The sequence below is a fragment of the Micromonospora sp. BQ32 genome (assembly GCF_059358895.1).
This window is the reverse complement of sequence record NZ_JCADBI010000020.1, coordinates 16,180-40,214: the sequence shown is the minus strand read 5'-3', so window position 1 is coordinate 40,214 and position 24,035 is coordinate 16,180. Positions and strand designations below refer to the sequence as shown.

Annotated in this window: 27 protein-coding genes and 1 pseudogene; 12 read left to right on the top strand and 16 right to left on the bottom strand. The window is 69.9% G+C overall.

Going from position 1 to position 24,035, the window contains the following annotated elements; all coding sequences use genetic code 11:
- Positions 1-2: 2 nt before the first annotated feature.
- Positions 3-422: a hypothetical protein gene (locus AC5L30_RS28630; RefSeq protein WP_494871027.1), complete on the bottom strand. Its 420-nt coding sequence runs from the start codon at positions 420-422 to the stop codon at positions 3-5.
- A 101-nt stretch (positions 423-523) separates the two neighbouring features.
- Here AC5L30_RS28630 and AC5L30_RS28625 point away from each other — a divergent pair, with 101 nt between their 5' ends.
- Positions 524-1,279 carry a hypothetical protein gene (locus AC5L30_RS28625; protein WP_494871025.1) on the top strand — a complete coding sequence of 252 codons (756 nt, stop codon included), beginning with the start codon at positions 524-526 and terminating at the stop codon, positions 1,277-1,279.
- 127 nt (positions 1,280-1,406) lie between these two features.
- Here AC5L30_RS28625 and AC5L30_RS28620 read toward each other — a convergent pair whose 3' ends face one another.
- Positions 1,407-2,234, bottom strand: coding sequence for an SAM-dependent methyltransferase (locus AC5L30_RS28620; protein ID WP_494871024.1), 828 nt, complete (start codon positions 2,232-2,234; stop codon positions 1,407-1,409).
- 183 nt (positions 2,235-2,417) lie between these two features.
- On the opposite strand from AC5L30_RS28620, the gene AC5L30_RS28615 reads away from it, so the two are divergent.
- Positions 2,418-3,602: a cellulose binding domain-containing protein gene (locus AC5L30_RS28615; RefSeq protein ID WP_494871023.1), complete on the top strand. Its 1,185-nt coding sequence runs from the start codon at positions 2,418-2,420 to the stop codon at positions 3,600-3,602.
- Positions 3,603-3,670: 68 nt separating this feature from the next.
- Positions 3,671-4,750: a glycoside hydrolase family 53 protein gene (locus AC5L30_RS28610; RefSeq protein ID WP_494871120.1), complete on the top strand. Its 1,080-nt coding sequence runs from the start codon at positions 3,671-3,673 to the stop codon at positions 4,748-4,750.
- Positions 4,751-4,912: 162 nt separating this feature from the next.
- Here AC5L30_RS28610 and AC5L30_RS28605 read toward each other — a convergent pair whose 3' ends face one another.
- The 3 genes from AC5L30_RS28605 to AC5L30_RS28595 form a co-directional block, all read right to left on the bottom strand.
- On the bottom strand, positions 4,913-5,299 hold the full coding sequence (locus AC5L30_RS28605) for a hypothetical protein (protein WP_494871021.1): 387 nt from the start codon (positions 5,297-5,299) through the stop codon (positions 4,913-4,915).
- A gap of 497 nt (positions 5,300-5,796) precedes the next feature.
- The gene (locus tag AC5L30_RS28600; protein WP_494871020.1) at positions 5,797-7,092 is read right to left on the bottom strand and encodes a GAF domain-containing protein; all 1,296 of its coding nucleotides are present in this window, start codon (positions 7,090-7,092) and stop codon (positions 5,797-5,799) included.
- Positions 7,093-7,309: 217 nt separating this feature from the next.
- Positions 7,310-7,771 (bottom strand): MerR family transcriptional regulator, encoded by a 462-nt coding sequence (locus tag AC5L30_RS28595; protein WP_494871019.1) that lies wholly within the window; start codon positions 7,769-7,771, stop codon positions 7,310-7,312.
- A 37-nt stretch (positions 7,772-7,808) separates the two neighbouring features.
- On the opposite strand from AC5L30_RS28595, the gene AC5L30_RS28590 reads away from it, so the two are divergent.
- Entirely contained in the window at positions 7,809-8,732 is a 924-nt protein-coding gene (locus AC5L30_RS28590; RefSeq protein ID WP_494871018.1) for an oxidoreductase, read from the top strand.
- Positions 8,733-8,847: 115 nt separating this feature from the next.
- Here AC5L30_RS28590 and AC5L30_RS28585 read toward each other — a convergent pair whose 3' ends face one another.
- The 3 genes from AC5L30_RS28585 to AC5L30_RS28575 are packed head-to-tail and all read right to left on the bottom strand — an operon-like array spanning position 8,848 to position 11,561.
- Entirely contained in the window at positions 8,848-9,711 is an 864-nt protein-coding gene (locus tag AC5L30_RS28585; protein WP_494871016.1) for a TIGR03620 family F420-dependent LLM class oxidoreductase, read from the bottom strand.
- 36 nt (positions 9,712-9,747) lie between these two features.
- On the bottom strand, positions 9,748-10,395 hold the full coding sequence (locus AC5L30_RS28580; RefSeq protein WP_494871014.1) for a response regulator: 648 nt from the start codon (positions 10,393-10,395) through the stop codon (positions 9,748-9,750).
- A complete protein-coding gene (locus AC5L30_RS28575; RefSeq protein WP_494871012.1) occupies positions 10,392-11,561 on the bottom strand; it encodes a sensor histidine kinase in 1,170 nt (389 codons plus the stop codon). Before AC5L30_RS28575 ends, AC5L30_RS28580 begins: the two co-directional genes overlap by 4 nt.
- A 75-nt stretch (positions 11,562-11,636) precedes the next feature.
- Here AC5L30_RS28575 and AC5L30_RS28570 point away from each other — a divergent pair, with 75 nt between their 5' ends.
- Both AC5L30_RS28570 and AC5L30_RS28565 read left to right on the top strand, forming a co-directional pair.
- A complete protein-coding gene (locus AC5L30_RS28570) occupies positions 11,637-12,230 on the top strand; it encodes a CDP-alcohol phosphatidyltransferase family protein (RefSeq protein ID WP_494871010.1) in 594 nt (197 codons plus the stop codon).
- The gene (locus tag AC5L30_RS28565) at positions 12,227-12,697 is read left to right on the top strand and encodes a hypothetical protein (RefSeq protein ID WP_494871008.1); all 471 of its coding nucleotides are present in this window, start codon (positions 12,227-12,229) and stop codon (positions 12,695-12,697) included. Before AC5L30_RS28570 ends, AC5L30_RS28565 begins: the two co-directional genes overlap by 4 nt.
- Before the next feature lie 14 nt (positions 12,698-12,711).
- Here the strand turns inward: AC5L30_RS28565 and AC5L30_RS28560 are convergent, their stop codons facing one another.
- The gene (locus tag AC5L30_RS28560) at positions 12,712-13,374 is read right to left on the bottom strand and encodes a response regulator (RefSeq protein WP_494871006.1); all 663 of its coding nucleotides are present in this window, start codon (positions 13,372-13,374) and stop codon (positions 12,712-12,714) included.
- Positions 13,362-14,522 (bottom strand): sensor histidine kinase, encoded by a 1,161-nt coding sequence (locus AC5L30_RS28555; RefSeq protein ID WP_494871004.1) that lies wholly within the window; start codon positions 14,520-14,522, stop codon positions 13,362-13,364. Before AC5L30_RS28555 ends, AC5L30_RS28560 begins: the two co-directional genes overlap by 13 nt.
- 131 nt (positions 14,523-14,653) lie before the next feature.
- Here AC5L30_RS28555 and AC5L30_RS28550 point away from each other — a divergent pair, with 131 nt between their 5' ends.
- Positions 14,654-15,055 (top strand): DUF6069 family protein, encoded by a 402-nt coding sequence (locus AC5L30_RS28550; protein ID WP_494871002.1) that lies wholly within the window; start codon positions 14,654-14,656, stop codon positions 15,053-15,055.
- Between the two features lie 179 nt (positions 15,056-15,234).
- Here the strand turns inward: AC5L30_RS28550 and AC5L30_RS28545 are convergent, their stop codons facing one another.
- From AC5L30_RS28545 to AC5L30_RS28525, 5 genes are all read right to left on the bottom strand, one after another.
- On the bottom strand, positions 15,235-16,485 hold the full coding sequence (locus tag AC5L30_RS28545; protein ID WP_494871000.1) for an MFS transporter: 1,251 nt from the start codon (positions 16,483-16,485) through the stop codon (positions 15,235-15,237).
- A 164-nt stretch (positions 16,486-16,649) separates the two neighbouring features.
- A complete protein-coding gene (locus AC5L30_RS28540; protein WP_494870998.1) occupies positions 16,650-17,519 on the bottom strand; it encodes a fructosamine kinase family protein in 870 nt (289 codons plus the stop codon).
- Positions 17,520-17,643: 124 nt separating this feature from the next.
- On the bottom strand, positions 17,644-17,862 hold the full coding sequence (locus AC5L30_RS28535) for a hypothetical protein (protein ID WP_494870996.1): 219 nt from the start codon (positions 17,860-17,862) through the stop codon (positions 17,644-17,646).
- Positions 17,863-17,874: 12 nt separating this feature from the next.
- Positions 17,875-18,498, bottom strand: a complete 624-nt coding sequence (locus AC5L30_RS28530; protein WP_494870994.1) for a hypothetical protein — start codon at positions 18,496-18,498, stop codon at positions 17,875-17,877.
- A 17-nt stretch (positions 18,499-18,515) separates the two neighbouring features.
- Entirely contained in the window at positions 18,516-19,106 is a 591-nt protein-coding gene (locus AC5L30_RS28525; protein ID WP_494870992.1) for a DinB family protein, read from the bottom strand.
- A gap of 96 nt (positions 19,107-19,202) precedes the next feature.
- Between AC5L30_RS28525 and AC5L30_RS28520 the strand changes: the two genes are divergently transcribed.
- From AC5L30_RS28520 to AC5L30_RS28510, 3 genes are all read left to right on the top strand, one after another.
- On the top strand, positions 19,203-19,700 hold the full coding sequence (locus AC5L30_RS28520) for a YcxB family protein (protein WP_494870990.1): 498 nt from the start codon (positions 19,203-19,205) through the stop codon (positions 19,698-19,700).
- A 133-nt stretch (positions 19,701-19,833) separates the two neighbouring features.
- Positions 19,834-20,205 carry a cupin domain-containing protein gene (locus AC5L30_RS28515; protein WP_494870989.1) on the top strand — a complete coding sequence of 124 codons (372 nt, stop codon included), beginning with the start codon at positions 19,834-19,836 and terminating at the stop codon, positions 20,203-20,205.
- 108 nt (positions 20,206-20,313) lie between these two features.
- Positions 20,314-20,733 (top strand): VOC family protein, encoded by a 420-nt coding sequence (locus AC5L30_RS28510; protein WP_494870988.1) that lies wholly within the window; start codon positions 20,314-20,316, stop codon positions 20,731-20,733.
- A 67-nt stretch (positions 20,734-20,800) separates the two neighbouring features.
- Here the strand turns inward: AC5L30_RS28510 and AC5L30_RS28505 are convergent, their stop codons facing one another.
- Positions 20,801-22,255, bottom strand: coding sequence for an alkaline phosphatase PhoX (locus AC5L30_RS28505; RefSeq protein ID WP_494870987.1), 1,455 nt, complete (start codon positions 22,253-22,255; stop codon positions 20,801-20,803).
- A gap of 180 nt (positions 22,256-22,435) precedes the next feature.
- Here AC5L30_RS28505 and AC5L30_RS28500 point away from each other — a divergent pair.
- Both AC5L30_RS28500 and AC5L30_RS28495 read left to right on the top strand, forming a co-directional pair.
- Positions 22,436-23,232: pseudogene (locus AC5L30_RS28500) on the top strand (ABC transporter ATP-binding protein).
- Entirely contained in the window at positions 23,229-23,990 is a 762-nt protein-coding gene (locus AC5L30_RS28495; RefSeq protein WP_494870985.1) for an ABC transporter permease, read from the top strand. The pseudogene AC5L30_RS28500 and the gene AC5L30_RS28495 overlap by 4 nt, the downstream one beginning before the upstream one ends.
- Positions 23,991-24,035: the final 45 nt, after the last annotated feature.

The following is a 24,035-nucleotide window of genomic DNA, read 5'->3' as shown; positions in this document are numbered from 1 at the left end:
GGTCAGAAGCCCCGGCGGTACAGGACGATTTTCGCGGTTGACGAGGCGAGCGCGGCCAGGACGAACGCCAGGTACAGCGCGTTGGCGATCCAGAAGTGGGCGGCCTCCGCCATGGCCAGGGCGAGCGGGACGGTCGCGGCGATGCTCATCACGTAGAACCCGACGTGCTCACCCATCCGGCGGATCTGCCGGTCGCGCTCGTCGGTCCTGCCGGCTTCCTTCGGCGAGGCGATGGCGGCGGCGATGTTGGCGACGATGCCCAGGCCGATCCCGGCACCGATGGCAATGAGCATCGGTCGCACGTAGGCGATCCGCGCGACGTCCGCGCCCGCCACCTTGGACAGGACGGTGGTGAAGTAGACCGCGGCGACGCCGAAGCCGACCACGACGTAGATCCACGAACGTTTTTCTTCGGAGGACATCTCCCACCTCCATGTATAGAAACTTTGACATTCTCAAAGTAAAGCAGCGCGGACATCATGTCAATTATCTTTTACTCGACTGCCCTGGCTAGCGAAGGGCGTTGACCGAGATCAACTTGCTGGCTACGGTGAGCCCGCCATGCCGTTCTGATGATGCGGGGGCTGGAATGTTGGTCGGATCAACCTTGGGTACGCGTACCCGTCTCACTCGCCGTGGTGTTGCCGCACTGGCCGCGTCGCTGGCGCTGGCCGCCGGTGCGATGCTCGTGGCGTCGCCTGCGTCGGCGGCCGTCCGGGGACCGTCCGCGACGAAGGCGCCTCTTCAACCGACAATCAGCTTCCCGGCCGGGGACAGCGTCGCCGAAGGTGGCCAGATCGCCATCAGGTTCGACGCGAACGGCGACATCCGGGTGGCCAAGTTCCGGTACAGCGTCGGCGACACGAACCTGAGCAGCGAGGTCCACGCGGCTTCGGACGGTACGGCCACCGTGACGATCGACGCGGGCAGTGTGACGGGTCAGCGTCCGGTGTACGTGGTCGCGGTCGACCGCCGCGGCCGGCTCAGCCCGATGGCGCAGGGAAGCTTCACCGTGTCCGCCACCTGGAACCTGGAGGGTCAGGCGCTCGACATGACCACCTGGCTGCCGTTGGAGGGGGCGACAATTCGACTGGAGCCAGCTGGGGTCGAGGTCGTGACTGGCCCCGATGGTGCCTTCCGGTTCGCTGTCGACCCGGGCCTGTACAACCTCATCGGCACCTACGCTGGCCCGCCCAGCCTCTACGGCAGGCAGCAGGTGGAGCTTGACCACCAGACGGTGCACGTCGACCTGTACCTGTTCCCGGACTCCGGGAGCTGATGACCAGCCTTGCGATGATGGATTGGGATGGCCCTGGCGCTGAGCGCCAGGGCCATCTTCCTACCGCTAGGCATGAGATGGCGGCCGAAGCGGACGGCCGCCGACGGGCCTCACCGGAAGGCGGAGCCTACGGTTTGCGGGCGAGGAGCCCGACGAAGGTGTGATAGGTGTCGGTCTGCACCGTAGCCGGTGCGTCCGGCTCAGGACGCCACTCGGCCAGCGGCACCAGCCCCGGCTCCAGCACTTCCAGCCCATCGGCGAACGAGAGGATCTCCTCGTCGGTACGCCAGCGGCCGGTACCCAACGACTCGTTGAAGACCCGCTCGACCTCGCGGGCCTTGCGGGAGCCCTCCGGGTCTCGCTCGCCCGGGTCGCGGAAGTGCGAGATCGCCACGTAGCTGCCGGAGGGCAGCGCATCGATCAACGCCGCCGCCACCGCCCGCGGATCCTCGTCGTCGCCGAGGTGGTGCAGGATCGCGAAGAGCAGCAACCCGATCGGCCGGTCGAAGTCGAGGAACCGACGTACGTCCGGATGGTTGAGGATCTCCTGCGGCTCCCGGATGTCCGCCTGGATCACCGTCGCGGTGCCCTCCGAGGCGAGCAGGGCCCGCCCGTGCGTCAGGACGATCGGGTCATTGTCCACGTAGATCACCTGAGCCTTCGGGTTCTGCTCGGTGGCGACCTCGTGCACGTTGCCCTGGGTGGGCAGCCCCGATCCGATGTCGAGGAACTGGTCGACGCCCGCCTCGCTGACGAGGAAGCGAATCACTCGACGCAGAAAGGCCCGGTTGGCCTGGCCGGCTGCCGGCCCGTCCGGTGTGATCCGCAGGGCGTGCTCGGCGACCTTCCGGTCGACCTCGAAGTTGTCCTTGCCGCCCAGGAAGAAGTCATAGACCCGGGCCACGCTGGGAACGTTGGGGTCGATGCCGGGGGGTGCCGCCTTGTCGCGGGTCACAGGCGTCTCCTATCGATGGGGATTGGCGCAGGCTGAGGGCTGCGGCGGTGCCGGCGTTTCGGCGAGTGTAACGATCGGGAGAGTGGAATTTTGCCCCACTGGTATCGCTCCCAGCGAATCGCTCGACCGGCCGAGGCGTGAGATAGGTTGGCGATCATCGATGCGTTGCTCCATCGTCGACGCATGACAGGCGTTTCCTCGTCCCCGCTGTTCCGCCCCCTGCGGTCGGGTCTGCTGGCCGCCGTCGTGCTCTCCGCGGCGTTGCTCGGCACCGCTCTGAACGCCGCGCCGACAGCCGACGCCGGCACCGCTGCGCCCGCCGCGCATCCGGGGGTGGCCCCGGCACCCCGTGCGGCCGCGGTTCCCCTCGCAACGCCGACTCAGAGCGCGTCGCCGACGGCAACCAGTACGCCGAGCACCTCGCCCGTCCCGCCGAGTGCGCCCACGAACCTGACCGCCAGCGAGGTCCGGACCGGGTCGATCACTCTCACCTGGACGGCCGGCACGTCCGGCTGCTGCGCCATCACCGGCTACGACATCACGTACTACCAGGAGTTTGGCGATGTCGTGCTCAGCGCCAGCGCCGGCGCGGTCACCACCACCACGATCACCGCCCACGTTGGGCCGGGCATGCAGTTCTCGTTCCGAATGATCGCCCGGGACAGCCTCGGGCAACGCTCAAACTGGTCGGACATGCTGACCGTGGTGACACCGGTGACGGACACCGGCCCGGACACCACCCCGCCGAGCGCGCCGCAGAACCTGACCGTCGGCGAGGTGACCGCCTCGACCGGCACGCTGTCCTGGTCGCCGTCGACGGACAACGTCGGCGTGTTCGGGTACAACGTCTACCGGTTCGACGGCTGGTTCACCTCGCAACTGATCGCCACCGTGCCGGGTACGACGTACACGACGTCGCTACCTGCGTCGACGCCACTGCGGAACCTGTACTACGTGCGGGCCCGGGACGCGGTGGGCAACGTGTCGATCGCGTCCAACACGGTCACTCTGCCCACGTCGACGTCCACTCCGACGCCCCCGCCGCCGCCGACCTGCCAGGTGACCTATCGGAACCAGTCCGAGTGGCGGGGCGGTTTCGTGGCCACGGCGACGGTCCACAACACCGGGGCGGCACCGGTCGACGGCTGGGTCGTCACCTTCAGCTTCCCAGGGGACCAGCAGGTCACCTCGGGGTGGAACGCCACGATCGGCCAGACCGGCGCCACCGTGACCGCTCGTAACGTCGACTGGAACCGCGTCCTCGCGCCAGACGGCTCTGCGACCTTCGGCGTCCAGGGGCGGTGGAGTGTCAGCGACGCGCCGCCGACCGGCTTCTCCCTGAACGGCGCTCCCTGCACGGTGGGCTGAAGGAGAGCCTCGTGAGCACACATTCGGTGACCACCCACCGCCGCCGCAGGGCTCTGATCGGGGCTGTCATGGCCGGCATCCTCGTCGTCACCACGCTCGGTGGCGCGCCCGCGCCCGTCGCCGCCGCGAACACACTCACCATGCGGGGCGCCGACGTCTCCTCGTTGCAGCGCAGCCTGGATCTGGGCGCCAAGTACTACGACGCCGGCGGGGTCGCCCGCGACCCACTGGACATCCTGAAGTCCGTCGGCGTCAACTACGTCCGACTGCGCGTCTGGAACAACCCGATCAGCGGCTACAACAACAAGAGCGCGGTGTTGACCCAGGCGAGGGCGGCCAGGGCGAAGGGCCTCAAGGTGCTCATCGACTTTCACTACTCCGACACCTGGGCCGACCCTGGCAAGCAGTACAAGCCGGCCGCCTGGGTCGGCCACAGTCTGAGCCAACTGCGTAGCGACGTGTACACCTTCACCTACGACGTGTGCTCCAGCCTCCGGGGGCAGGGCACCCCACCGGACAGCGTGCAGATCGGCAACGAGATCAACGTCGGAATGCTGTGGAACGAGGGCAAGGTCGTCAACAACGACTTCGCCCCGCTGGCCGGCCTGCTGAAGCAGGGCTACAACGCGACCAAGGCGTGCGGCAGCGGCATCCCGGTGATGATCCATACCGCCAACGCCGACAGCAACGCCAACGCCCGATGGTTCTACGACGGCATCCGCGCCCAGGGTGTGCAGTGGGACATCACCGCCCAGTCGTACTACTGCATGTGGCACGGCACCCTGGCGAACCTCTACAACAACATCGTCGACCTGCGCGGGCGCTACGGCAAGCCGGTGGTGATCGTGGAGACCGCGTACCCCTTCACCCGGAACAACGCGGACAGCGAGCCGAACGCCATCGGCGACGCGACCTGTGACGGCATCAGCGCGACCTGGGCCGGGCAGGCCCAGGAGTTCGACTGGGTCCAGAACACCGCCCGTAACGCGGGCGCCATCGGCGTCTTCTACTGGGAACCGACCTGGTACGCCGTCCGCGGCAACGGCTGGGACCCGGCCAACATCAACGGCACCGGAAACCAGTGGGACAACATGGCCGTCTTCGACTGGTCCGGGCGGGTGAACCCGGGCGTGCGGTGGGCGCCCTGACGCCCTCTGCGTGCTACAGCAGCTGACCGCAACAACGCTCAGCAAGCGGCTGGCTTCCCGACGAGGGGGTGTCCGCCCGTGCTGTTACTTTGCCGGCCGTGAATGATCAGCAGACGTGGATCGACCGAATCATCGAGGTGACCGGATGATGGCGGGCGAGGATCAGCAGGTGCGCGGCTGCCAACTCACCTTCGTCACGAACATGGGCACATACAGGTCCCCGCCGCCGGGGCGAGCGCAGATCGCGCCGGAAAGCTGCGTCCCGAGGTAGTTGTAGGACCAGGTGATCTCGGCGTTGCGGGAGGTGCGGTTGTAGAAATTGAAGGCCGGGACGTTGCCGGACCAGTCGGTAGTGGTCACCAGAGACGGAGTCGCGGTCGGACCCTCTGCCGGGTGATCCCAGTTGGGCCAGATGCAGAACGTGCCCTGCGGACAGTTCCCGGGTAGCCAGGCTTCGTTTGATGCTTGGGAGCTTGCCGCCGAGGCGGCGGGCGCGGTGGCCAGCACGCCGGCGATGGACGCGGCGAGGGCGAGGGATTTCAACAGCACGGTTCACCTACTTAAATAGACATCCATGAATGGACATCAAAAGGCTACCGGTGGAAATTTGAAGGGTCAAGCACTTGGTGTGATCTACTGAGTCGTGCTCGTGGCCTCGATGGCTGTGGGTGAGAATCGACAGGTGGAAGATCTCCTGAGATTCCTTCACCACCGGTACGAGGTCCGGCTGCCACGCGTACACCGACGTGTTTCACCGCTTTCGCTGGTCTCGCGTACGCGCGCCGAGTGCTCGTGCCGCCAGCCAAGCGGCGAATCGGTCGTCTTCGGGTGCGGGAACGTCTCTCGAAGCGGCGAGGGTCCACCGGTCAGGCAGCGGCGTGAGCAGCCACTGGCCTTGGTCGTCATACGCAGCGGTGACCGCATCACGCCAGTTGGCGGGAGTGGGACGGCTGAGGTTCAGCGCGGCCGCGACGGCATCGACGTCCCGGTCACGTATGGCGAGCCACTCAAGCTGCACCCGAAGCCGAGCGCGGCATCGGGAGCGATCAGCGGTTGAGGTAGGCGGTCAGGCCGCCGAGTTCCTCGCTGGCGATGAACACCGACCGCACGTTGAGGATGGCCTCCTCGACGTGGTCAGGGCAGCCCCACGCCGCGTCGCCCCATGAATCGGCGATCTTGACCTCGGCTGGCGCGGTGCACCCGGCGGCGCCGCCGAGCTGGCAGTACTCGGGGTGCGGCGTGGCGGCCTGCGCGGCCGCGGCGGCACGCATCTGGGTGGCGAGTTCCGCGGCGGCGGCGGCGCGCTGCTCAGCCTCGGCGCGCAGTTCCCGCTCCACGTCCAGCACCTTGGCCAGCTCGTCATTGGCCGACTTGGCGCGTGCCTCGGCGGCGAGTTTCGCCTCCTCGATGTGGTGGCGTTCGATGGCCAGGGCTGCGGTGCCGGCGAAGAGGCGGGTGAGGGCGAGGTCGGTGTCCTGAGGGACGCGCGGGGTGCGGTGATACATCGCGAAGGTGCCCAACAGGCCGCCGTCGCGAGCCAGGATCGGCGTGGACCAGCAGGCCGCCAATCCAGCTTGGCCGGCCAGGTCCCGGAAGTCGTCCCAGAACGGATCGGTGGCGATGTCGGTGACGATGACTGGTTCCCGCCGGTGGGCGGCGGTGCCGCACGAGCCGACACCTTCGCCGGTCGCGATGCCGTCGATGGCCTGGTTGTAGAAGTGGGGCAGGCTCGGCGCGGCGCCGTGGCGCAGGTGCCGGGCGTCGGGATCGGCGAGCAGGACGGAGACGAGCACCTCCTGCGGTGCGAGGTTCTCGATACAGCGGGCCATCCCGTCGAGCACCTCGGCCAGGGGTGCCTGACGGGCGATCTGCTCCAGCAGGGCACGGTGTTCGGCCATCAGCCGTTGGGCATGCTTGACCTGCGTGGTCTCCACGCCGAGCACACGGATCCCGGTCACGGTGCCGTCGGCGTCCCGACGCGGCTCGTAGGTGAAGTCGAAGAATGCCTCCCGCGCCTGCGGGCCGCTGCCTAGCACCACCCGGACGTCACGGCCGGTATGGGGCTCACCCGTGCGGAAGACCTGGTCCAGGAGCGCGATGAATCCCTGACCGGCCAGTTCGGGCATCAGCTCGGCGATCGCTACCCCGACCCTGGCTCGCCCTTCGCCGATGGTGGCGAAGAACGCCGGGTTCGCCGTCTCCACCAGGTGCGATGGCCCCGCCAGAGACGCGAAGACGGCGATGGACTGCCCGAACAACGCCCGCAGGTCCTCCTCCGCTGCTTGCTCGGCCGCCGCCGAACCCGCAGCAGCAGTAGACCGTTGGCCTGGTACTGCGGTCATGGTGTGGGTTCGCCTCTCGTCTGCGGATACGGGCAACGACCGACGGTGCCACCCGTCGGTGCGGGTGGCCGCGGTGCGGCGGGAGTTGGTTGAGGCCACCGCCGATGCAGCGTACCCATGCGTCCGACATTCAGGTCCTACCCACCAACCAGGCACCGCAACCCGACGCCCGAACGGTTATGAGCGCCAGTGATCCCAGTCCGGCCGGCGGTGTTCGTCAGCCCAGCTGATGGGTGTGCTCTGTCGGGGCGGGCTGCGGTTGCTGTTGCCAGGGATCACCGGAGGCACCGGCGGCCAGGTGCTTTTCGTAGCTGGCCACTTTGACGTTGATGAGTTCGAGGCAGTCGTGCAGCTGCGTGAGCTGATCGGTGATGTGGCGCTGGTGTTCGCGGAGCAACGTGAGCCGCTCGGCCTCGTTGCCGCTGCCCTCGCGAACGAGCTGGGCCAGGCGGCTGATCGTGGTGAGTGGCATCCCAGAGGCACGAAACTTCACGCAGTTCGCCAGCCACTCGATGTCCCAGGCGCTGTAGACGCGCCTGCCGGACCCGTCGCGCCGCACCTCGCTGGCTAACAAGCCCTCACGCTCGTAGAGCCGTAGGGTGTGCACGCTCAACCCGGTGCGCTGCGCCACCTGCCCGATGCTCAGGCCGCCGTCCGCCATGGCGTCGACGGTAGTCATTGACCTAGACCTCGGTCTAGCACCTAGCGTCCGCGGCATGACCAGCGACACGACCCACACCAGGTTCGGTGCCCACAGTACGGCCGGAGACGTCCTCGCCGGGATCGACCTCACCGGAAAGACCGCCCTCGTCACGGGCGGTTACTCCGGCCTCGGTCTCGCCACGACCCGCGCGCTCACCCGAGCTGGGGCTCGGGTGGTCGTCCCAGCTTTCCGGCCGGACGCAGCCCAGCAGGCACTCGCCGAAGTACCCGGGGTCGAGGTCGACCAGCTCGATCTCGCCGACCTTGCCTCCGTCCGCGCCTTCGCCGTACGGTTCCTCCGCAGCCATCCCACCCTCGACATCCTGATCGCGAGCGCCGGCATCATGGCCTGCCCGGAAACCCGAGTTGGACCCGGCTGGGAAGGGCACTTCGCGACCAACCACCTCGGCCACTACGCGCTGGCGAACCTGCTGTGGCCCGCGCTCACCGCCCCCGACACGGCTCGTGTCGTCTCGGTGGCCTCCGGTCGCAACCCGGCGTGGCGTATCCGATGGGACGACGTGCAGTTCGAGCGCGGGTACGACAAGTGGGAGGCATACACCCAGTCGAAGCTCGCGAACATCCTGTTCGCCCGCCACCTCGACCTGCTCGGCAGGCCGCACCGCGTCCGCGCCTTCTCCGTCAACCCCGGCTGGATCCTCACTCCCCTGCAACGGCACCTCGCAGTCGAGGAGATGGTCGCCGCCGGCTGGATCGACGCCGACGGCACTCCCGCGCCGGGCCTGTTCAAGACCGTCGAGCAAGGCTCAGCGACCCAGGTCTGGGCCGCCACGTCACCCCACCTCGACGCGAACGGCGGCGACTACTGCGTGGACTGCCACATCACCGACGACAGCCCGCTGGACAGCAGCGAGGCAGCCCGCCTCTGGGCGCTGTCGGCGGACCTGACCGGCCTCGATCTCATCGGGCGAGCCTGAGCGGTGTCGCGGCCACCAATCTCAACCCTGAAGCGCCGCAGTCAGCAGTTCGCCCCCGCCTGAGCCAGACGCGGCCCCGCCGCACCGTGAATCGCGGTGCTGCGGGTTTCGGACGTCAGATCAGGGCTGCGGCGAGGGCGCGGAACGCGTCGGCGGGGAACGTCGTGTCGTCGCCGCCGTTGAGTACCTGGATCGCCACCTCGTCCGCGCCGGCCTGGTAGTGCCTCTCCAACCCGGCCACCACCTTCTCGACGCTGCCCCACGGGATCAGGGCGTCGACGAGGCGGTCACTGCCGCCGCCGGCGAAGTCCTCGTCGGTCCAGCCGAATCGCCGCAGGTTGTTGGTGTAGTTCGGCAGTGCGAGGTACCCGCTCGTGTACTGGCGGGCGGTGGCGCGCGCGGTGGTGGCATCTGCGTCGAGGACCACCGCGACCTCGGGGGCGAGCAGCCGGTCGGGTCCGATTGCCGCCCGGGCTTCGGCGGTGTGCTCGGCAGGGACGAAGTACGGGTGGGCCCCGGTTGAGCGGTCGCGGGAGAGTTCGAGCATCCGCGGGCCCAGTGCCGCCAGGATGCGTCGCTCGGGCGGAAGCCCGGCCGCGTCGAGGCCGTCGAGGTACTGCACCATCCGTGAGTACGGCTTGCGATAGTCGGTGCCGCTGCTTTCCACCACCACCGCGTGGCTGGCGCCGAGACCGAGCAGGAACCGGCCGGGATGGGTCTGCTCCGCGTCCTGGGCGAACGCCGCAGCCTCGGGTGGCGACGAGTGCCAGATGCTCAGGATTCCGGTCGCGACCCCGATGCGCGTGGTCCCGTCCAGGATCTCCCGGAAGCGGGGGGCGACGTTCTCACCGAAACCACCGGAGAACCAGATTCGTGAGTAGCCGAGGTCCTCCAACTCTGTCGCGGCGTCGATGGCCGCGCCCTGACTCTCGCTAGCGAGGAAGAACGGTTGCCATACGCTGACGAGTCGTTGTGCCATACCGGAACCCTACGACCCTCGGCGCCGATTCTTCACTCATGGCGCGAGACCGGCCTGGATCGCCAGGATGGCGGCTCGTACGCGATCGCGGCTGCCGGTCTTGGCGAGCACGTTGGTCACGTGGGTCTTGACGGTGCTCATGGACAGGTAGAGGCGTTCGGCGATCTCGTTGTTGTTGAGCCCGGCGCCGATCAGGGCGAGCACGTCGGTCTCCCGGGCGGTCAGCTGGTAGGCCGCCAACTCCACGCGGCTGGCCGGCCCGGTCGTCCGCACCCGGTCGAGGACGGCGCCGGTGACCTCGGCGGAGAGGACCGCCTCGCCGGCCGCGACGGTGCGCACCGCGGCGATCAGGTCACGGGCGCTGGACCGCTTGAGCAGAAACCCTCGTGCGCCGGCGGCGATGGCGTCCAGGACGTAGGCGTCGTCGTCGAAGGTGGTGACGACGATGACGGCCGGGGCGTGCGGGATGGTGGCCAGTTCGCGGGTGGCTTGCAGGCCGTCCAGTGTCGGCATGCGGATGTCGACGAGGGCGACGTCGATGCGGGGGTCTCGACGTACGGCGTCGAGGAACTGCCGGCCGTCGGCTGCCTCGGCCGCGACCTGGATGTCGGGTTGGGACCGCAGGATCAGGCTGAAGCCGTCCCGGACCAGCTCCTGGTCGTCGGCGATCGCTACGCGGATCACTTGTCCGCCACCGGCAGGTTGGCCTGCACCACGGTGCCGCCGCCGGGGCGCTGGCTCAGCTCCCAGCTGCCACCGCGCGCGGAGACGCGCTCCCCGATGCCGAGCAGGCCCGAGCCGCTCGTGGGTGCCCGGGGCGGCCCGACGCCGTCGTCGCTGATCCGTAGGCGAACGTGGTCGCCGACGCGGACCAGTTCGACCCAGGCCGCCGTGGCTTTCGCGTGGCGGGCGATGTTGGTGAGGGCCTCCTGGGCGATGCGGTAGGCGGTCAACACACCGATCTCGTCCAGGCCCGGCTCGGGGTCCAGCTGGACCCGGACGGTCACACCCTGCTGGCGCAGCGGCTGGGCGAGCAGCTCGTCGATGTCGGACAGGCGCGGCGGCGCGCTCACCGCGATCGACGCGTTCGGGTCGCGCAGGTGCACGACGAGCGTGTCCAGCTCGCTCAGCGCGGTGCGGCCGCTGCCCGCGATCGCCCGCAGCGCCGCCCCCGGGTCGGCACTGAGCTGGCCCGCCTCGGCCTGCACCACCATCGCGGTGACGTGGTGGCCGACCACGTCATGCAGCTCACGGGCCAGGTTGGTGCGCTGTTCGAGCCAGGCGGCCTGGCCGCGCAGGTCGGCTGTCTCCCGGGTGAGGGCGTAACCGCGTGACCACGAGCGCAACAGGGTCGCCAGGAGGTAGCCGGCCGTCACGAAGAAGAACGGCTGCTCGTAGAGCCCTCGCCCGTTGAGCAGCGCGGTGGCGAGGGCACCGGCCGCGCCGATCAAGCCACCCGCCCACCCCAGCCACGGGTGTCGGGCCGGGTCCTCGCAGACCGAGAGGAACACCAGGCCGGCGGCCGCGAGGCCCAACTGCACCGACTCCCCGGTGCTGACGATCGCCACGAACCCCGCGCAGGCGGCGAAGACCAGGGTTCGGTAACGGGGGCGTAGCGCCGTGGCCCCGAGGCCGACCGGCAGCACCAGCCACGCCCAGCCCGCCGGCACGGACACGCCGTCCTCGACGGTGGTGACCACGGCGGCGATGATCAGGCCAACCGCGCCGTACGCGAGCCGGCGCACTCGCTCGGGGTCGCGCCACCGTTCGCGGATTCCAGTCATCACCCGCACAGTCTCCGCGACCAGCCGGAAGACCGGCCAGTACCCGGGTACCGGATCGGTCGGCACCCCGGTACCGCCCTCCCGACCAGATCGGCACCGCGGCACGTTCCGTGAGAACGCGCACCGGACGACCCTGCAGGGGTGACTCTCGTCGACTCCCGCGCCGCCATCACCGTCGGCCCGCTTCGCACGGTTCCCAACTACATCACCGCCATTCGCACGGTCGCCGCTGTCACCGTCGGTGTCGTCGCCCTCGTCTCCGGGTCGGTGGCATTGATGGCGGTATCGTATGGTATCTACTGGATCGGCGACGTGCTCGACGGCTGGGCCGCCCGCCGGCTCGGACAGGAGACCCGAGCCGGGGCCGTCTTCGACATCGTGAGCGACCGCGCGTGCACCGCCGTACTCTGCGTGGGTCTGGTCTCCCTGATGCCGGACATCGCGGTCGTGGCCCTGGTCTTCCTGCTCTCGTTCCTGGTGCTGGACACCATGCTGTCGCTGGCGTTCCTGTGCTGGCCGGTGCTCAGCCCCAACTACTTCCACCTGGTCGACCGGCGGGTGTGGGCGTTGAACTGGTCGCCCCTGGCCAAGGTGGCCAACACCGCCGGGGTCATCGGCGCCATCGCCCTCGGGCAGTACCCGCTCGCGCTGGGCGTCGCCGTCGCCGTCGTCGCGGTCAAGCTGTGGTCGGTCGCAGCGGTGGTCCGGCTGCTCGAACGGGACGGCCGGGCGTGAGCAGCCTCGCCGAGGCCGTAGTGGCGCTCGGCTACGGTCTCGCCTCGGCGCTCGTCCCGGTCGTCAACGCCGAGGCGTACGCCGTGGTTGCCGGGCAGCGTGGCGGCCACGTTCTCGTCGCCGTGGTCGCCCTGGCGCTCGGGCAGACCGCCGGCAAGCTGCTGCTGTTCGAGTCGGCGCGTCGCGGATCGGGGCGGCTGGCCCGCAAGATCGCGCAACGGAGAAGGCCAGCTCGCGCGGCGGCCCGGGCGGCACGGTGGACCGAACCGATCCGACGCTGGCTCGCCCGCCGCCGCACCGCCCTACCGACCGTGCTGACTTCTGCCGCGGTCGGGGTGCCACCGCTGGCCGTCGTCAGCCTCGCCGCCGGCACCGCGGGCCTTCGACGCTGGGAGTTCGCCGTCGCGTGCCTTTCCGGGCGAGTGATCCGTTTCGCCCTCCTCATCCTGCCGGCGGCGCTGGCCTGACCGCTGGCTCCCGGTCAGAGGAGTCGGCCGTCGTGGGCCAGCAGGGCGATCTGGGTGCGGTTGTCCAGGTCCAGTTTGGTCAGGATGTGCGACACGTGGGCCTTCACCGTCGTCACGCTCATCAGCAGCTCGCTGGCGATCTCGGCGTTGGCGCGCCCCCGCGCGATGGCCAGCACGACGTCACGTTCCCGGGGCGTGAGCAGGGCCAACCGCTCGTGCGCCTGCTCGTAGGACTCGGCCCCCGACGCGACCCGCTGCATGAGGCGGCGCGTCACTCCCGGAGACAGCATCGGGTTGCCGGCCGCCACCGCGCGGACCGCCTGGCTGAGCTGCTCGGGCGGAGTGTCCTTGAGCAGGAAGCCGCTCGCGCCGGCGCGGAGGGCTCGCAGCACGTGCTCGTCGGTGTCGAACGTGGTCAGCACGATGATCTCGGGTGGCCGGTGGCGGCGGCGCAGGCGCTCGGTGGCGGTGATGCCGTTGACGCCGGGCATCCTGATGTCCATCAGCACCACGTCGGGCAGGTGCCGGTCCACCGCCGTGATCGCCGTGGCGCCGTCGGCGGCCTCGCCCACGACGACGATCCCGTCGGTGCCGTCGAGCATCAGCGTGAGCATTCCCCGGACCAGGGGATCGTCGTCGACGATGACGACCCGGATCGGGTTTGTCACGTCGGCCATGGCAGCCACGCGGTGAGGTGGAACCGACCCGCGGCGTCCACGTGGTGGGCGACGTGACCGCCGGTGAGCGCGGCCCGTTCGGCGAGGCCGATCAGGCCGGTACCGGCGCTGCCGGTGGCACCGCTGTCGGGCGTGGTCGGGTTGCTCACCGCGATGCTCAGGCCGGCGCCGGGCGCGCCGCCGAGCACCAGCCGGACCGGTTGGCCGGCGGCGTGCTTGCGGGCGTTGGTCAGAGCCTCCTGCGCGATCCGGTACGCGGTGCGGCCAACCGTCGGGGAAATCTCGACCGGCGGGCGCAGCGGGTCGTCGACCTCGATCTGTTGCCCGGCGGCCCGCGCCTCGTCGACCAGGCGCGGCAGGTCGGCGAGGGTCTGCCCGGGTGGTGCGTCCGTCGGCGACTCGGCGTCGTCGCTGCGCAGCAGCGTGATGACCTCGCGCAGCTCGTTGAGGGCGTGATGGGCGCTGGCCCGGATCACCCCGGCGGCGGCGCTGAGCCGCTCGGGCGGCGCGTCCGGCCGGTACTCCATCGCGCCGGCCGCCGCCGCCAGCAGTGACAGCCGGTGGGCCAGCACATCGTGCATCTCCCGCGCGATCCGGTTGCGCTCCGCCGCCCGCGCCTCGCCGACGCGTCGTTCCTGCTCCTGCTCGGCCTGCCGGGCCCGGTCCCGCAGCGCCGTCAGCAGGGCGTTGCGGGCCTGCGCCCAGGTGCCCCAGCCGAGCAGGGCCGCGTAGGCGATCGTTATCAGTACCAGCCGCCACCCGTACGGCAGGCTGGGCACCGGCCGCCAGAACGCCTGCACCGCCTCGCCCGCCACGCCGACCACCGTCACCGCCGCTGCTTGCCGAAACGGCCGGTTGCGGGCGATGAACAGCACCGCGAAGCTGGCCGCCGGCGTGGCCACCGGAGACAGCGCGACGAGCAGGCCGGCCAGCACGCCACCGATCTGCGGGCGGCGGAGGACCACCGGTACGAGGGCCAGGGCGGCCACCGCCAGCGCGACGTCGACGCGGACCAGGCCGGCGGAGCTGGACCGGGTGGTGGACCACAGCATGATCGCGACGAGGACGCCGATCGCCACGGTCGTCACCGCCACCGGGACGGACCGCCATGCCGGCGGCGGCTTGACCTCGCACGTCGCCGCATCCACATCGCGCACGCTACTGGGCTCGCGGCGGGCCGGACCACCTCCTTTGGTAGTACGCCCGGCCGCCAGCGGACGTACCCGCCGTGGCGTCTGGACCGACGCGTCCGGCCCGGCCCGGTCCACAGACTCAGGCCATGACGAACAACCTTCTCCTGGGCCGGGCCGCGGTGGCGGCCGGCGCGATCGTGCTGGCGGTGGCCGAGTTCGCGCTCCTGCACTCGGCGGCGGGCGTCGACCTGGCGGTCAGGTCCGCAAGCTCGGCCCGGCAGATCACGGTGGCCGCGGTCATCGTGGCCACCGCGGTCGCGGCACTGGCCGGCTGGGCGCTGCTCGCGGTGCTGGAACGCCTTACCAACCGCCCGCGCGTCTGGTGGACCTCGATCGCGGTCGTCGTCCTGCTGCTGTCGCTCGTGGTCGGCCCACCGAGTGGCGTCGGCGGGGGAGCGAAGGCGACCCTCGCGCTGCTGCACCTGAGCGCCGGCGTCATCCTCATCCTCGGCCTGCCCCGGCCCCGCCCGGAAGGGGCGAACCGGTGACCGCGCTGACCGTACGCAAACAGGACGTGCCTTCGTCCTCGACGAGGGCGTGTGCTCAGACGATGCGACGGAGCACCGTCTCCACGGCGTCGATCAGCGGATCACCCTCGGTGCGTGGGTGCCGGGCGAGACCGAACTCGATGTCCGGCAGGACGGCAGGGCATCCGTGTCGCGGCAAATCATGACCGGTTCGAGGTTCGCGGGCATGAGCGCTGCGACGCCGAGCCCGGCCCGACCGCAGGCGAGTCAGACCGGCGTGTAACTGGGGGAATGGTGGAGGGACGAGCGGCAGTCGGCTCCGGCCCGACGGCGCGGCCGCGACGCGAGTCCACGGCGAGCAGCGTGAGAGCGGCCAGCGTCAGCAGCCCGCCGGCGAGCGCCAGCGGGCGTGCCCCCGAGGTGGGCAGGAGAGCGCCGCCGAGCAGTGATCCGCCGGCAATACCGGCGTTGAAGGCGGTGCTGACCCCGGCCGACGCGATGTCGGTGCTGCCGGGGGCCAGGTGCAGCATCCGGTTCTGCACGGCGGAGCCAAACCCCGCGTACGCGAGGCCGATCCCGGCCAGCAGCGCGACCACACCCGGCTTGAGCGTGCCGAGCGTGTACAGCCCGAGCAGCGAGGCCGCGCCGATGCTCAACGGTGTCAGCAGTGAGGCGATCGGTCGGGTGTCCAGGGTCCGGGCCGCGACCAGGGTGCCGACGACGCCGGCCGCGCCGGAGACGAACAGCAGCGGCGCCAGCACCGCGTCGGCGAAGCCGCTGACGTCGAGCAGGAACGGTGTCACATAGGTCTGCAGGGTCATGAAACCGCCGATGCCGAGGGCGGTGGCGATCAGCAGGACGGCGAAGCGCCGCCCGTCCGGTGCGGTGCCCCGGGCGGCGCCGCCGGCGGCCGGGGGATAGGAGGGGAGGAGGAGCAGCACCGCGGCGGCGATCGCCACACCGATTCCGGCCAGCACCGCGAACGCCGCGCGCCAGCCGGCTTGCTGCCCGAGCCAGGTGCCGAGGGGTACGCCGAGCACCGGGGCGAGCGTCGCCCCGGTCGCGAACAGCGCCACCGCCCGGCCGCGCACCGCGACCGGGAACGGCCCGATCACGGTCGCCGTGGCGACGGACCAGAACAGCGCCTGGGCGAGTGCGGTCACCAGGCGGGAGCCGGCCAGCACGGCGTACGTCGGCGCGAGCGCGGCGGCGGCGTTCGCGGCGGCGAACAGGAGCATCGTGACGCCAAGCAGGTGCCGCCGGGGAATCCGCTGGGTCAGCCGGGTCAGCGGCACCGATGCCAGCACGACCACCACGGCGTATCCACTGACCAGCAGACCCACCTGTGAGCGGGACCGGTCCAGATCGGGGGCGATGCGGGTCAGCAGACCGACGGGCAACAGCTCGGTCGTGATGAACGCGAACGCGGCGAGGGAGAGCGTGACGAGCACGGCCCTGGCCCTTCGCGGTGACACCTCCGGCGCCATGACCCACCCCCATTCCCGGGTCACCGTAATGGAGGGCCTGATCCCCGCTGCGCTCGCAGGCCCCGGCGGCCGTCGACCGCGTCGCGGGGCTGCCCAGGCTGGTCCGCCGTCGGCGGTCGGGCCTCCGGTCAGGATCGCGTCCGGAACGGGGCCAGGACGGCGCGGATCTGATCGGCTGCGCCCCAGTCGTCGTCGAACTGGGCCAGCACGGCGAGGTGCTGCCGCAGTTGGATGACCGGCATCCGGGTCTCCCAGCCGCTGTCGAGCGAGGTCAGCTCCGCGTAGACCGCGAACATTCGTCGTGCCTCGGGCGGGGGTGAGGTGGACCACACGTGGGCGAGGTCGACCTCGGCCCACAGGTACGACACGGCCGGGTCGATCAGCGCCGGCTCGCCGTCCGCCGTGGCCAGAATGTTCTGTGCCCACAGGTCGCCGTGCGTCAGACACGCTGGCCGCTTCGGCAGCAGCTCGGGCAACCGGTCACAGAGCCGTTCCAGCGCCGCCCGGTCCTCCGCGTCGAGCGCCGCCTCGACGCGGGGCTCGTCGAGCCAGCGAAGCAGCCGATGCTGGGCGAAGAAGGCGAAGCCGTCGTCGTTCCACGTGTTGACCTGGCGGCGACGGCCCAGCCAGTTGTCGTGGTGCCAACCGAAGCGAGGATGGGTGGTGCTCAGGTGCAGCCGGGCGAGCAGGTGTGCGAACCGCTCCCAGAAAACCTCGCTCCGCGGCCTCGGGCGCAACACCGACAACACCAGGACGTCCCGGTCCGCCAGGATCACCTCGGGTGTCGTCACTCCGCCGAGCTGACGCAGGGCGGCCAGCCCTTCGGCCTCGGCGACGAAGACGTCGTCGGCCGGCGGGTCGGTGAAGGCCTTGACGAACACCGGCGGGGCATCCCGACGGGTGGCGATGCCCGCGAGAGCCGCGAGCCCGCCGGTCACCGGCTGCACCGTGACGACCTCGGGCATACCGGCCAGGTGCAGACGCTCCAGCAGGGTCACGGGACGCTCCTCGGCTCCGGCGTACGCGATCGCCCGATCCTAGGTGGCCTGTCGTGGCCCGCCCTGCCGGTGGCGCCCCATCGGTTGACGAGAAATGGTCAGGTGGGGCGGCGTTGCCGGCCGGTCAGGGCCGGTTGTGGACGAACCACGCGTCACCGGCCGGTAGGGCGACGGCGACCTCCCACCGGCTCAGTTCGAGGTTTGGAGCGAGCGCCTTGAGCTGACCGGCGGCAGCCCACGCCTCGTCACCCGGCGTCGGGCGACGACCCACCTGAAACTGCAGCATGGTGCCCCACGAGGCGACCAGGCGAGCGTCCCACCGGTGCCGCCACTGCGCGAGCACCTCGGCGAGTCGCTACCGATCCTCCTTGGTGAGCGCACCGTAGAAGTCCGCCCAGTACGCCGAGCTGCGCACGTCGCTGGTGGGCAGCAACATGAGCAGGACGCTGTCCGGCGTGTACCAGTAGTCGGTCTGCGTCACGAGCCGCACGTTGCCAAGCACCTGGGCGTGCAGGTCGATGTCGGTGAGCAGCCGGTCGTACAGCGCCTGCTCCAGCACCGGTAGCGGCGTCGGCAGCGCCACATCCGACACCAGGTCGATCAGGTCGACGCGGGTCGTGCCACGCGCGTAGAACTCGATCTCGTCCTCGTCGACCTGTTGGTCCTCGCCGTAGTGGCGGAGGGTCAGCCAGGGTTCGGACGATGCCGCCGCCTCAACGAACGCGCGAAGCTCCGACTCCGACGGACCCTGCTCGGGCTCGGACCGGATCGTCAGCGCGTCGTCGAAGTCGTCGGTGACCATGACGGGCCGGCGTCCGGTGACCGGCACCAGCGCCTCGGCGGCCTGCCAGACCTCGTGCAGACGGTCGGGGTCGACGTCGGTGACGAGGATGGTGCCCGACGGGCCGTGCCCGATCGGCAGGCCGGCCAGTGGCGTGCCCAGGAAGGCCGCTTCGATCTGGTCGAGGTCGTCTCGCACGCCAGCAGCTTCCCCGATCATCCGAACTGGTCGGCCAGCTTCGTCAGCTTGCTGACGTACGCCGGCCAGTCGTACTCGTCGGGGATGATGGTGTTGTTGCGCCGGAGGCCGATCGCCGTGTCGTGCTGTTCACGCATGATGTCGGCGTGCCCGGCGTGCCGGGCGAGATCGCAGGTCACGTGGATGATGATCCGCTGTAGCGTCACGTCCTGCCGACCTGGCCGCCACCACGGCACCTGCCCCGGCGCGTCGAGCGGTAGCTGGTCGATCGTCTGGTCGGCGAACGCGCCGACCCGGCGGTACAGGTCGATCAGCCCGTCCTTCGTCTCGTCCTCGCGGGCGTACCAGTCTGCCTGCGGGTCCTCGTCGAACGCGGCCAGGGGAACCAGCTCGTGCGGCGTCGGGAACTCGCGGCCGAAGGTGGGCCCGAAGTAGCCGGCTTCGACGTTGAGGCAGTGCTTGAGCACGCCCAGCAGGTTGTTGCCGGTCGCCGTGCGGGGCAGCCTGACCTCGCGTTCGCTGAGACCGTCGAGCTTCCAGATCAGGTCTTCGCGGTTCTCCCGGAGGTAATGGTGCAGCGCGGCCTTCGCATCGCTCAGATCAGCCATGCCCGCCAGTCTTCCCCATCCGCCGGGCCGTCCTGCAACCACGGTGGGGCGGGGCAAGGCGCCTTCAGGGGCGGGTGGAGGCACTATCGTTCTGGCGTGCACATCCGTTTCGACGTCCCCGCCGATCCCGCCTACCCGGGCCGGGTGGCCGCTGCGCTCGGCAACGTTCGGCTACGCAGATTCGGCTACATCGGCGCGGTCCTGACGGCGGTCGGGGTCATCGGTCTCGTCGTCTCGCGGGGGTTCGGGTGGGGCGAGCGGAGTTCGCCGCTGTGGACCGCGCTGGTCGTGGCTGGCGTGCTGTCGATGCTGTACCGGCCGTGGGTGCTGGCGCGTGCCCGACGCCGTTCCGGTAGCTACGCCGTCGAGGGCGCCTACGACATCACCGATGACAACATCATGATGCGCAGCGGCTCGGAATCCGGCGGCATCGCCTGGGACGGGGTCGCCCAGGTGCGGGACGCCGGAGAGTTCTGGGTCGTGTACGTCGGCCGAATGCCGGCGACCGTGATCCCGCGCTGGCTGATGTCCGCCGAGGATACCGAGACGCTGCGCGCCTTCATGACCGAACGAGAGTTGCTGCCCCGTCGCTGAACTCAGCTGCCGCAGGCCGCTGGGGGTCGGGCTGCGGCATCCGCGCCCCTGATCGTCTGCGGCTACCTATCCTCGACGGGGATGCACCAATCCCGGTAACGGCCGTCCGCCCGACGGCTCACAGGAGGCCGTCATGAGCACGGATCGACCCGAGGGGATCAGCCCAACAGCGGTGGAGTCCGCACCAGGGCTGTGGCGGATCGATCTGCAACGCCACGACCTCAGCATCCCCGGGCGGGAGGTCATTCAGACTCGGGTGGAGTTCACCCCGGATTCGCCACCGTTCAAGCATTTCCACCCCGGCGAGGAAATCATCTGCGTTCTGCAGGGAACGCTCGAATATCGGCTGGAAGGGCAGCCACCCATGGTGTGCAATCCCGGCGACGCGCTCACAGTCCCATACGGTGTGCACCACCAGGCTCGCAATGTCGGCGAGGATATCGCGGTCGAACTGGCCACGTACGTCGTCGAAAAGGGAAAACCGCTCCTCACCAAGGTGGAGTGAGATCTCCACGGTCCGTGGTCAGACGGTCGCGGAGTCGCAGGTCGACGAGCCTCCTAGCGCACGGGATACGGGGACAGCGGCGGCAGCGCGACCTCATAAGGTGAACGGATGTCAGTGAAGCAGGTTCAAGTGACGTTCGACTGCGCCGATCCTGTGCGCGTCGGTCGTTTCTGGTGCGAGGTGTTGGGGTACGTTCCGCCGCCGCCCCCGGAGGGGTTCGCCACCTGGGACGATGTCAGTTCCGAGGAGCAGGGTTCGTGGTTCGCGTGCAGTGACCCTTCGGGGGTGGGCCCGCGGCTGTACTTCCAGCGGGTGCCCGAGGGCAAGGTCGTCAAGAACCGGGTGCACCTCGACGTGCGGGTCGGCACCGGGCTGGTGGGCGAAGAGCGCCTCGCCGCCCTTGAGGCGGAATGCGCGCGACTGGTCCCGCTCGGCGCGGTACGCGGGCAACTGTTGCTCGCCGACGGCGAGAACGAGTCGTGCCTCAACATGCAGGACGTCGAGGGCAACGAGTTCTGTCTCGACTAGGTGGCCGGGCACCTGCCGGGCGGCGGCGGGGGCCAGGCGGTCGCCTGGCCCCCACGTTTTGGCTCGGTCAGCCCAGGTACTTCTCCCACGGACCGGTGATGGCCAGGGTGAGGCCCGGGTCCTGCATGTTGACGAAGAGCACCTTGCCGTCGGCGCTGAAGGTCGGCCCGCAGAACTCCGAGTCGTTGAGCTGGTTGCGGGCGATCGCGTACGTGGGCCCACCCGGGATCGTGCTGAGCACGTGTGAGGCGCCCGAGCCGTCCTCGGCGAGCACGAGGCTTCCCCACGGGGTGACGGTCACGTTGTCCGGGCCGTCGAAGGTGAGGTCGGTGTACTTGACCGCCGTACCCTCCTCGGAGGCGGTCTGGTGCGGGAAGTACGTCACCAGCTGGATGGTCTGGTCCTTGTAGTTGTAGAACCACACCATCCCGTCGTGCGGCGCCGCGTCCGCCGGCAGGTCACCCTCGTCCCAGGCGTAGGAGTTGACCACGTACACGCCCTCGTCGGTGGCCCACACGCCCTCGAACTTGCGCCCACGGGTGACCTGGCCGTCGGCGAACTGCTCGCGCACCGACGTGGTGCGCGCGTCGCGGTCCGGCACCTCGATCCACCGGACCGGGAAGGGGCGGCCCAGCTGGGCGGAGGTCAGGTAGGCGACGTCCGGCAGCACCGAACCGTCATCCATGATGATCTGCATCGCGGCGAGGACGCCGGCGTTCGGTGCGAGGCGGGTGAGCACGCCGGGGCCCAGCTTGACGCCGTGTGGCGCCGTCCAGCGGTAGAAGAGGCCGTTGGGCTCGTCGGCGTCCTCGGAGAGGTAGATCCGGCCGCGGTCCTTGTCGACGGCCAGGGCCTCGTGGGAGTAGCGGCCCAGGCACTTGATCGGCTTCGGGTCCGCGCTGCCGTCTGCCCACACCTCGAAGACGTAGCCGTGGTCCTTCTGGTAGACGCCGGACCGGCTGCCCTCTTCCCACTTGTCGCCGGCCCGGTCCTCGGTCTCCTCACAGGTGAGCCAGGTGCCCCAGGGGGTCGGCCCGCCCGCGCAGTTGGAGATGGTGCCGGAGAGCGCCACGAACTCGCCCAGGTTGCGGCCCGCGCGGTCGGTCTTGATCACGGTGCAGCCACCGGCGTCGATGGCTCCCGCGTCGTAGACCGTTCCCTTGACGTGCGGCACGCCGAACTCGGCGCCCGGGTCGATCTCGTGGTTCTGGATCAGGGTGTACCGGCCGTGGCCGGCGTCGTAGACGGCCATGCCGTCGTGGTCCGACGGGGTGGTGCCCTGGCCGCGGTCGAGCCGGGTGACGCCGGTCCGGGTGATCACGGTGTAGCTGAAGCCCTTGGGCAGGGCCAGGACTCCCTTGGGGTCGTCCACGAGCGGCGGGAAGGGCACGTTACCGGGCTTCACCGGCGGGTGCGGCCGGGCCGGGCTGGCCTGGGCCAGGGACGGCAGGCCGCCCGCGACGGCAAGGCCGACGCCGGCTGCGGCGCCGCTGGCGAGGAAGGTACGACGAGAGGAAGGCACGTGGGTCAACTCCTGGTCAAGACAAGTGCGACGACTGGCAGCCAACTCCTGCGGACAGACAGCGACACGTCACCAATGGGATCGGGCGGTGACATCGGAGTTAAGAATCAGGGTCGCGCACGCGTCGCCGAGCCCGGTGGGCTTGACCTTGACGCTGCGTCAACCCTCCATGCTGCCGCCATGAGCAATTCGCAAACAACAGCTCAGGCCGAGCAGGCCGCGATCCAGGTGCACGGCCTGGAGAAGTCGTTCAAGCAGTTGACGGTGTTGCGCGGCGTCGACATCGAGGTGGCGCGGGGCAGCATCTTCGCCCTGCTCGGCTCGAACGGGGCCGGAAAGACCACCGTGGTGAAGATCCTGGCCACGCTCCTGAAGGCCGACGGCGGGACGGCCCGAGTCGTCGGCTTCGACGTGGCGAGCCAGGCCGCCGAGGTACGGCAGTCGATCAGTCTGACCGGGCAGTTCGCGGGGTCGACGAGATCCTCACCGGGCGGGAGAACCTGGTCCTGGTCGCCCGGCTGCGGCACCTCAAGGGGCCCGGTGCGATCGCCGACGACCTGCTGAGGCGCTTCTCGCTGACCGAGGCGGGCGCCCGGAGGGTGCGCACGTACTCCGGCGGCATGCGTCGCCGTCTGGACATCGCGATGAGCCTGATCGGGAACCCGCCGGTCATCTTCCTCGACGAGCCGACGACCGGGCTGGACCCGGAGGCGCGCATCGAGGTGTGGCAGGCAGTCAAGGAGCTCGCCCGCGGCGGCACGACGGTGCTGCTCACCACCCAGTACCTCGACGAGGCGGAACAGCTCGCCGACCGGATCGCGATCCTGCATGAGGGACGGATCATCGTGAACGGCACCCTCAACGAGCTCAAGCAGCTCCTGCCACCCGCCGAGGTCGAGTACGTCGAGAAGCAGCCGACCCTCGAGGACGTCTTCCTCACCCTCGTTGGCGCCAAGACGGAGAAGGAACAGCGATGAACAAGCACTTCCTGGGCGACACCACCGTCCTTCTGGGACGCTCGCTGCGCCACATCGCGCGCAGCCCGGACACCATCATCACGACCGCGGTCATGCCGATCGCCTTCATGCTGCTGTTCGTCTACGTCTTCGGCGGCGCGATCGAAACCGGCTCCGACTCGTACGTGAACTATCTGCTCCCCGGCATCCTGCTCATCACGATCGCCTCGGGCATCTCGTACACCGCCTTCCGGCTCTTCCTGGACATGCAGGGCGGCATCTTCGAACGGTTCCAGTCCATGCCGATCGCACGGTCCTCGGTGCTCTGGGCGCACGTGCTGACCTCGCTGGTCGCCAACCTGATCTCGCTGGTCGTCGTCGTCCTCGTCGCCCTGCTCATGGGCTTCCGTACCGGCACGAGCCTGCTGGGCTGGCTCGCCGTGGCCGGCATCCTGGTGCTGTTCACCCTGGCGCTGACCTGGATCGCCATCATTCCCGGCCTCACCGCGAAGTCCGTGGACGGTGCGAGCGCGTTCTCGTACCCGTTGGTCTTCCTGCCGTTCGTCAGCTCGGCCTTCGTGCCCACCGCGTCGATGCCCGGCCCGGTGCGCGCCTTCGCCGAGCACCAGCCGGTGACCGCCATCGTCAACGCGATCCGAGACCTCTTCGCGCAGCAGCCGGTCGGGTCGGGCATCTGGACCGCCCTCGCCTGGTGCGTCGGCATCCTCGTGGTGGCCTACCTGCTCGCCAACCTGACCTTCCGCCGCAAGATCTCCTGACCCGGTTTGGGCCAGGGCTGAGGAAGGTGGGGGCAGGATCAGAGC

Excerpts from the sequence above, each read along its gene's own strand:
- AC5L30_RS28610 (WP_494871120.1), top strand. The coding sequence starts at position 3,671 with ATGGCCGGCATCCTCGTCGTCACCACGCTCGGTGGCGCGCCCGCGCCC.
- AC5L30_RS28590 (WP_494871018.1), top strand. The coding sequence starts at position 7,809 with ATGACCAGCGACACGACCCACACCAGGTTCGGTGCCCACAGTACGGCC.
- AC5L30_RS28525 (WP_494870992.1), bottom strand. The coding sequence starts at position 19,106 with ATGGCTGATCTGAGCGATGCGAAGGCCGCGCTGCACCATTACCTCCGG.
- AC5L30_RS28595 (WP_494871019.1), bottom strand. The coding sequence starts at position 7,771 with ATGACTACCGTCGACGCCATGGCGGACGGCGGCCTGAGCATCGGGCAG.
- AC5L30_RS28560 (WP_494871006.1), bottom strand. The coding sequence starts at position 13,374 with ATGGCCGACGTGACAAACCCGATCCGGGTCGTCATCGTCGACGACGAT.
- AC5L30_RS28615 (WP_494871023.1), top strand. The coding sequence starts at position 2,418 with ATGACAGGCGTTTCCTCGTCCCCGCTGTTCCGCCCCCTGCGGTCGGGT.
- AC5L30_RS28600 (WP_494871020.1), bottom strand. The coding sequence starts at position 7,092 with ATGACCGCAGTACCAGGCCAACGGTCTACTGCTGCTGCGGGTTCGGCG.
- AC5L30_RS28495 (WP_494870985.1), top strand. The coding sequence starts at position 23,229 with ATGAACAAGCACTTCCTGGGCGACACCACCGTCCTTCTGGGACGCTCG.
- AC5L30_RS28585 (WP_494871016.1), bottom strand. The coding sequence starts at position 9,711 with ATGGCACAACGACTCGTCAGCGTATGGCAACCGTTCTTCCTCGCTAGC.
- AC5L30_RS28630 (WP_494871027.1), bottom strand. The coding sequence starts at position 422 with ATGTCCTCCGAAGAAAAACGTTCGTGGATCTACGTCGTGGTCGGCTTC.
- AC5L30_RS28510 (WP_494870988.1), top strand. The coding sequence starts at position 20,314 with ATGTCAGTGAAGCAGGTTCAAGTGACGTTCGACTGCGCCGATCCTGTG.
- AC5L30_RS28550 (WP_494871002.1), top strand. The coding sequence starts at position 14,654 with ATGACGAACAACCTTCTCCTGGGCCGGGCCGCGGTGGCGGCCGGCGCG.
- AC5L30_RS28515 (WP_494870989.1), top strand. The coding sequence starts at position 19,834 with ATGAGCACGGATCGACCCGAGGGGATCAGCCCAACAGCGGTGGAGTCC.